3 protein-coding genes are annotated in these 4,297 nt (G+C 73.1%); 1 reads left to right on the top strand and 2 read right to left on the bottom strand.

Features of this window, described 5'->3' with window-relative positions; genetic code table 11:
• Positions 1-124: 124 nt before the first annotated feature.
• On the bottom strand, positions 125-1,726 hold the full coding sequence (locus J0670_RS31615) for a metallophosphoesterase family protein (protein WP_207815351.1): 1,602 nt from the start codon (positions 1,724-1,726) through the stop codon (positions 125-127).
• Between the two features lie 119 nt (positions 1,727-1,845).
• Here J0670_RS31615 and J0670_RS31610 point away from each other — a divergent pair, with 119 nt between their 5' ends.
• A complete protein-coding gene (locus J0670_RS31610) occupies positions 1,846-2,493 on the top strand; it encodes a response regulator transcription factor (RefSeq protein ID WP_307806785.1) in 648 nt (215 codons plus the stop codon).
• A 343-nt stretch (positions 2,494-2,836) separates the two neighbouring features.
• Here the strand turns inward: J0670_RS31610 and J0670_RS31605 are convergent.
• Positions 2,837-4,297, bottom strand: a 1,461-nt coding sequence (locus J0670_RS31605) for a peptide-N4-asparagine amidase (protein WP_207815350.1), incomplete at its 5' end; no start/stop codon positions are given.

The raw sequence follows: 4,297 nt of genomic DNA, 5'->3' as shown, positions 1-4,297 counted from the left end.
GGGCCGCCGCCCACGGCGGCACCCTCAGCGCGGGCCCGCGCTCCCCGGCGGGCTGGCGGGTCACCTGCGAGCTGCCGGGGCGGTAGCGGCCGCCCATGCCGAGGGCGCCGCCACCGCCCCGGAATCAGCGTCCCCGACCGCCCCCGCGGGCGCCGCGGGGGCGGGTGAGGGTGAAGCGGTCGACCGGGACGAGGTCGCCGTACGGGCCGCTCACCGAGTAGTACGTCACGTCGATGGTCGTGTTGCCGCCGCGCTCGCCCGGCTTGACGTCGAAGGACGCGAAGCCGTACGGGTTGTCCGCGTCGCGGAAGGCGGACCAGGGGGCGTCCTCGATCACGTAGACCGGCGGCCGCTTGCCGGTGGCCGGGTCGACGGCACCGACGCCGGTGATCACCCGGGCCTTGGCGGGGCTGAAGAACAGCTGGTTGGACGGGGCCGAGGTGCCGCCGCCGCCGATGACCATGTGGACGGTGCCCTTGGTGGTGTCGATGGTCTGGGTGCCGGTGGCGACCGGGATCGGCGTGCGGGTGTCGGTCGGCTGCTGGCCGCGGATCGGGTGCGAGCGCTCGTAGTGGTGCTCGTGGCCGCAGACCACCAGGTCGACCCCGTACTTGTCGAACAGCGGCACCCAGGCCTCGCGGACGCCGAGGTCGGCGCCGTTGAACTTGTCGGCGGTGGAGATCACCACCTGGTGCATGCAGACCACGATCCAGTCGATGTTCGGGTCCGCGTTGGCGGCGATCAACTCCCGCTCCAGCCAGCGCTGCTGGGCGCCGCCGGAGTAGCCGTGGACGTAGGAGTTGCCGCCGTCCTGGAGGGCGACGTCGTCGTTGTTGAGGCTGATCACGCGCACCGCGCCGGCGGTGAACGAGTACCAGAGGCCGCGCAGTTCCTCGTCCGAGCGGGATTCCGGCAGCTCGAAGTAGGCCTGGTAGGCGCCGTAGCCGATCGGGCCGTTGCCCTTCTCGTTCTCGTGGTTGCCGGCCGCAGGCATCCAGGGGCGGTGGCGGGCCGAGCGGGTGTTGTTCTCGAACCAGTCGGACCAGGTGCGGACCCGGTCGGTGGCGATGTTCGCGTAGCAGAGGTCGCCGTTGAGCAGGTGGAACAGCGGGGCGATCCGCTCGACCCCGGCGGTGGTGTCGCCGGCGGCGAAGCTGCCGAGGTTGTCGTTCACGTAGCCGTTGGCGGTCTTCCTGCCGAGGGTCGGGGTGCCCTGGTCGCCGAAGCTGGTGAAGGTGAAGGCGGCCCGGCCGCGCGGGGCGGTGCGCACGGTGCCCAGCTCGGGGGTGGCGCCGTCGTGGACGGCGGCGTAGACGTAGTCCGTGTCGGGGCGCAGGCCGGTGAGCCGCGCGTGGTGCACCTGGACCTCGGTGCCGGAGGCCGCGTCCCGGTAGGTGCGGGTCGCGGCCTGCTCGGAGCGGCCGAAGCCTCCGTGGGAAGTCCCGTACATCACGCGGGGGTTGGAGACGGACGTGGTGGTGTGCCAGGAGACCACGACCTCGCGCGAGGCGTCCGAGCCGAACTGCAGGTGCAGCCCGGCCACCCGCGGGGCGCCGGAGCGGCCCGGCCGCTCCCACAGCATCGGGGAGGCGGCGGCCGGGGTGGCTCCGACGCCGGTGAGGGCCGCGGCGCCGGAGAGGGAGACGGCGCCGCCGAGGCTCAGGCCGGTCGCCCCGGCCAGGAGCCCGCGCCTGCTGACGGGGGGACGTCCAGTGGAATCGTTCATGGCGGTCAGCCTCACGGGCCCAGGTGAACCGCACTGGGCACGTGGCGTGAACTTTCCCGTTCGGCGGGTCGTGGGGGAGACTTCCGGGTGTGACGAGTGCGAACGGTGTGTGTCCGCGGGTGATCCGGACGCTGATCGCGGACGATCAGGAGGCCGTGCGACGGAGCGTACGGCGGATCCTCGACGCGCAGCCGGACATCGAGGTGGTGGGCGAGGCCGCCGACGGGCAGGCGGCGCTGGAGCTGGCGGCCGAACTGCGGCCGGACGTGGCCCTGGTGGACATCCGGATGCCCCGGCTGGACGGGCTGGAGGTGACCAGGCGGCTGTCCGGCTCGGTGCGGGTGGTGGTGCTGACCACCTTCGACCTGGACGAGTACGTGTACCCGGCGCTGCGGTACGGCGCGTCCGGGTTCCTGCTGAAGCGTTCCGGCCCGTCCCTGCTGGCCGAGGCGGTCAGGGCGGCGGCGGACGGGGAGAGCCTGATCAGCCCCTCGGTCACGGTGCGGCTGCTGAGGCACGTGACGGCGCCGCGCCGGCCCGCCCGGCCCGCCAGGCCCGCGCCGGCGGTGCCGCTGACCGAGCGGGAGACGGAGATCGCCGGGCAGGTCGCGGCGGGGCGGACCAACGCCGACATCGCGGCGGAACTGTTCATCTCCCCGGGCACGGTGAAGACGCACGTGGCCAGCATCCAGCGCAAGCTCGGGGTGGCGAACCGGGTCGGGATCGCCGTGCACGCCTGGGAGATGGGGTACGCGATACCGCAGTAATCACGCGGTCGTGCGCAGGAGCGCGCCCACGGAACCGAGGGGATGCCCCGTGGGCGCGCGGAACCTGCGAGGTGGGGGTGGCCTCCGGACTTGACGTCCTCCAGCCGGTAGTTCGATCGTCGACCGAGGTAGTACCGGCGGCAGACCCTGATCCGTCTCGATCTGTCGCCACCGCCTCCTGCGGTCGAACTTCCTTCAGCTACCTCGCAGGTCCATTTCCCATCATGCGCCTCCTACGCGGCGTGCACCAGAGGCAAACGGTTCGAATTCCGGCAAATCGCACACAAGGCGGTGGGTCCTGCGGTGCTCGGGGCCTTTGTGGCCCTTGTGGTCCTTGTGGCGCTCACGGCCGGGGCCACCCGTCCACGAAGTCGAGCGTCCGGTGGTACGGCCCCTCCGGCCCGGTGCTGCGGTAGTCCTCGGTGCTGCTGCCGGTCCGCACCGTGCGGTCCCCGTCGTGGCGCTGGGCGGTGGGGTGCAGGGTGTGGTCGACGGTCGCACGCTCGGTGACGTGGCCGCCGGTGGCCGTGGTGGCCTCGCGGTGGTAGCCGAGGTCCATCGCGGTGCGCTGGTCGGTGTTCCCGGCCGCGTCGTGGGTGACGGCGTAGCTGACGTCCAGCGGCTCGCCCTCGTGCACGGTGGTGGTGCGGTGCGGCCCGCCGCCCCAGGTGGCGGTGGTGCGGGTGAGGTCGGTGCCGTTGTGCAGGGTCACGCCGTTGCCGCCGTCGCGCAGTTGCTGGGCGGAGCTGAAGGCGAGGTCGTCGCGGACCTCGGTGGTGATCCGGCCGTGCGAGGTCTGCACCCAGCCCCGGGCGAGGTCGTGCCGGGCGGCGGTGACGGTCCAGTCGCCGCTGCCGCCGCCGTGGCCGGTGAGCCGGGTGTCGACGGCGGCCTCGGGGGCGACCCGGTAGTCGGTGAGCTGCCCGGAGGTGCGGTCGGCGCCGTGGTCGACCTCGGCGAACAGGTTGACCTGGCCGGTCCAGACGTCGTTGCTCTGCGCCTCGCTCGCGTTGACCGCGATGCCGACGGTGTGCGGGCGGCCGTCCAGCAGCAGACCGGCGTACGGGGTGAGGTCGAGCCGGTAGGCGGGCAGGTCGAAGGCGAAGACGCCGGGGACGGGCCGCCACAGCAGCGGGTCCCAGCCGCCGGTGTAGATCACCGGGTACGGCCAGACCGCGCCGGCCACCCGGCCGTCCACGGTGAGCCGCAGTTCGCGGAACGGGCCTTTGCCGCAGACGCCGAGGGAGGGGTTGGCGGCGACGAAGGCGTCCGGCGCGGAGGCGTACGCGAACTCCTCGCAGGCGCCGCCGCCCCGCGCGTACACCTCGGCGGTGAGGCGTTCGAGGTTCCGCGGGAAGGTGAGTTCGCGCCCGGCGGCCGGGGCGGCCTGGGTGAGGGAGAAGGGGCCGGTGGTGAGCAGCCGGTCGGCGGCGCGTGCGGCGGGCCAGCGGTCGTTCGCGGTGTAGAAGGTCAGGCTCGCCGAGATCCGGTAGACGCCGGTGTAGGTGGCGTCGGTGACGTTGGCGAGGTCGAAGGAGAACGGCTGCGGTCCGGCCGTGAACAGCGGGGCGTAGCGGGTGACGTCGTGTTCGACGTTCCACCGGATGCCGTCCTTGGAGGGCTCCGGGGTGGAGGAGAGCAGCACCTGGACGCCGCCGACGCGGACGCTGAAGATCCGGTCGAACTGCCGCCCGGCGACCTGCCCGTGGAGGTCCAGCACCACGGCGGACCAGGGTCCGGCGCAGTCGGCGGGCGGGGTGAGGGTGGTGGTGTACGGGGTGTCCGGCGGGTTGCCGTAGCCGTC

It is taken from the genome of Streptomyces sp. FH025 (assembly GCF_017427025.1).
In the GTDB taxonomy this organism is placed as follows: Bacteria; Actinomycetota; Actinomycetes; order Streptomycetales; family Streptomycetaceae; genus Kitasatospora.
The sequence above is the reverse complement of the archived record's forward strand: the minus strand, read 5'-3'. Positions and strand labels throughout refer to the sequence as shown.

What these genes read in the sequence shown, in the direction of transcription:
- J0670_RS31615 (WP_207815351.1), bottom strand. Translation starts at nt 1,726, where the DNA reads ATGAACGATTCCACTGGACGTCCCCCCGTCAGCAGGCGCGGGCTCCTG.